Origin of the sequence: Robiginitalea sp., assembly GCF_049588695.1 — a bacterium.
GTDB lineage: Bacteria > Bacteroidota > Bacteroidia > Flavobacteriales > Flavobacteriaceae > Robiginitalea.
The window spans coordinates 1-2,941 of sequence record NZ_JBAVZJ010000444.1 but is presented as its reverse complement, the minus strand read 5'-3'; the positions used below and the strand labels follow the sequence as shown (position 1 = coordinate 2,941).

Genomic DNA, 2,941 nt, shown 5'->3' with positions numbered 1-2,941 from the left:
GACCTACAATAAGGACATTATTGCCCAGGTTCTCCGCCTTAAAGGTCTCAATACCCAAAATCTCGGGATCGTAATAGGTAACTGTAATATCCTGTTTAACAGCTACGGGAGCGGCTGTCATTGTTGTTCTGGCGTAGTCCGTGGAGTATATGGCGTCCAGTGGAATGTCCTGGAAAATTTCCGCCCAGTGCATCGCCCTGCCCAACCCCCTCTGATTCAGTTCAGGATCCTTGTTCTCAGGGTCGGAACGATCCTTCTCCGCATGACGTATCAGGTAATAGGTCGAGACCACGGGGGTAACCTCTATACCAGGGTCATTTGGGGCATCCTTACACCCCCAAAATATTAACAGGGCAATTCCTAAAAATAGGTTGGGAAAAATTTTCATAATTGGCAGGTTTCCGTACATTTGAGATTCTCTCGCCCAAACGAGCATGGCAAACAAATATAGTATAATCCTGTCATTAGATTAACGAAGTATTTTAAGAACTTATGGTGAAGAAACTATTTATCGGACTGTTTCTAATGTCGTGTGGCCTTGTTTTCTCCCAGGGCCTTAACCTGCCTTCTGATTTCAGGCAGCACAACCTCCAGGAGTTCAATTCCAACTTGTTTAACCCTGTTTTTTCACTGCGTCAGGACTATGAAAATCAGGTCGCCCTATGGTCCAGATGGCAGTGGCAGAGTATTGATGCGGACCCTACTACTTTATATTTGAGTTACATGCGGAACCAGGACCGCTTATCTTTTGGAGCCGGATTTATTCAACACAATACCGGAATTTACCAACAGACGGGTGGGATGCTAAATTTTGCCTATAACATTGCCCTGGGGGGTGATTTTAACCTTGCGCTTGGTCTCAATGTTTTCGGGTATCAGCAGGAATTAATAGATGACCGACTCATTCCGGGCGAACCTATTTTGCCCATTGGAGGTGAGGTCAATGATTTTATCTTTCAGGTAATGCCGGGCCTTGAACTGCAGATCAGGGATTTTGCAGTAGGTGTGGTCTCTGAAAACATGCTGGATTTTAATTTTACAGAAAACGGCACCGTTACCGAATCTGATGAAAAGGTATTTACGGTCATGGCCCGATATGCCTTTCCGGTGATGCAAAATGCATCGGGAGGACAGACCACACTCCAGCCTCTCGCTTACTACCGTCGCATTCCCGGTTATGACAATCAGATGGGCCTCACCGCCCTTTGGTCAGCTCCTTCCTATTGGGCCCAGGCCGGATACAATAGTTTTTATGGTGCCTCGGTAGGGGCAGGGGTTAGGCTGTTTCAAATGGTTTCCATCGGAGCGCTAATGGAATTCGGCTCCAATAATAATGACATTGGGGGGGATACCAGCTACGAAGTGGTTATGGCATTCTCTTTCGGGCCTCGAAAATCTGAAGTGATTGAGGAAGAAATAGCTGAAAAACTACCTGAAAAAGATCCGGATGCGGCCGAACTCGCTGCAGAAGTGGAGGCCCAGGAGCGGGCGATTGCTGAGGCATCCCGAAAAAGGGACTCACTTGACGCGGTTGCCAGAGCGCAGGAGCTGGAGCTCGCACGGGTCCGTGATTCAATCTCCAGGGAAGAGGAGGCTGCCCTTGCATTAGAAGAAAAAGTCGTACCGGAAAAAGGAGAAAAGTATCAGGAGGTCAGCGAAGAGGGGCTGGAGCCCGGGTTCTACCTGATCGCCAATGTATTCGGGACAAAGAAGTACTACGAAGCCTTTATGAAGCAACTCGGGGACAGAGGGCTTAATCCTAAGTCGTTCTACCGCAGTGCCAATAAGTTTAATTACGTTTATCTGGAGCGCTATAATAGTATTCAGGAAGCGCGAAAAGCTCGCGACAGCAAATATTCAGGCCGCTATAAGGGAGACCTGTGGATCTTCAGGGTGCGTTAAAAAACCAACGGGATTATTTCTTGATTTCTTTCTGAATTAATACATCCAGATACGACATGGTGTTGTATAAGTATTTCCGATCGCCCATAATGGTCGCCATAGCGATAGCTCCCATGATCATGGTATAGAGCTGCTTGGCAAATTGCAGGGGAGGGACGGGTAGCTTCATTTCCCCTTTATTTACACCTTCTTCAAGGACTAGCGCAATTTTACCCTCAATGATTCTGGCGGTCTCCCGCGTTGCCGCGCCCAAAACGCGGTGATTGTGTTGGGCGTCTACACCTACATTGAGTACCGGACAGCCCCCAATACTCATGGTGAATAAATCGTATTTCTTATAAAAACTGGTCAGGCGCTTTAGTTTTTCCATGGCCGTGCCGTCCTCCGCCAGGACTTCGTCCAGGGCATTTAAGAGTTTTGTACTGTTGTACTGGAAGGCCGAAAGCGCCAGGGCGTCCTTGTTTTCAAAATTCCCGTAAAGTGCGCCCTTGGTCAGCCCTGTCGCCTCTGTAAGGTCGCTCATGCTGGTGCCTACGTAACCCTGTCGGCTAAAAATGGGAGCTACGGTTTCTATGATAAACGCTGTGGTTCTCTCGGCTTTGGTACTCATTTGGGCTGGTTTTATCGGGACATAAAAATAGTATACTGCACGGTATAATGCAACTTTAATAAGAAACCCCCTCAGCCCATCGGGCCAAGGGGGTTTGGATTAACTGAAAAGAGCCGGTTAACTCACCAATTCGTCCTGGTTTCGGAAAACAAGCCCGTCTTCAAAACTGTCGATTAAAACGATACTCTCCGGATGGATGCTTCCCTTGAGTATTTCCCGCGACAGGTTATTGAGAACTTCTCTCTGAATGATCCTCTTTATTGGCCGGGCCCCGTACTGGGGATCAAAACCTTTTTCAGCGAGATAGGCAATGGCCTGCTCAGTAGCATCGATCGTTATATGTTGTTCAGATAACATTTTTTTGAGTTGCTCCAGTTGGAGGCGTACCACTTTTTTAATGTCCCCCCTGTTGAGAGGCGTAAACATAAT

3 protein-coding genes and 1 pseudogene are annotated in these 2,941 nt (G+C 47.6%); 1 reads left to right on the top strand and 3 read right to left on the bottom strand.

Going from position 1 to position 2,941, the window contains the following annotated elements; genetic code table 11:
• The coding region (locus tag WBV75_RS10530; protein ID WP_424120570.1) for a SixA phosphatase family protein at positions 1–388 on the bottom strand (388 nt) is incomplete at its 3' end.
• A 104-nt stretch (positions 389–492) separates the two neighbouring features.
• On the opposite strand from WBV75_RS10530, the gene WBV75_RS10525 reads away from it, so the two are divergent.
• Positions 493–1,902 (top strand): PorP/SprF family type IX secretion system membrane protein, encoded by a 1,410-nt coding sequence (locus WBV75_RS10525; RefSeq protein WP_424120569.1) that lies wholly within the window; start codon positions 493–495, stop codon positions 1,900–1,902.
• A gap of 13 nt (positions 1,903–1,915) precedes the next feature.
• Here WBV75_RS10525 and WBV75_RS10520 read toward each other — a convergent pair whose 3' ends face one another.
• Both WBV75_RS10520 and WBV75_RS10515 read right to left on the bottom strand, forming a co-directional pair.
• On the bottom strand, positions 1,916–2,512 hold the full coding sequence (locus WBV75_RS10520; RefSeq protein WP_424120568.1) for a TetR family transcriptional regulator C-terminal domain-containing protein: 597 nt from the start codon (positions 2,510–2,512) through the stop codon (positions 1,916–1,918).
• A gap of 117 nt (positions 2,513–2,629) precedes the next feature.
• A pseudogene (locus WBV75_RS10515) lies at positions 2,630–2,941 on the bottom strand (type VI secretion system ATPase TssH); the annotation flags it as partial.

What these genes read in the sequence shown, in the direction of transcription:
- WBV75_RS10525 (WP_424120569.1), top strand. Translation starts at nt 493, where the DNA reads ATGGTGAAGAAACTATTTATCGGACTGTTTCTAATGTCGTGTGGCCTT.
- WBV75_RS10520 (WP_424120568.1), bottom strand. Translation starts at nt 2,512, where the DNA reads ATGAGTACCAAAGCCGAGAGAACCACAGCGTTTATCATAGAAACCGTA.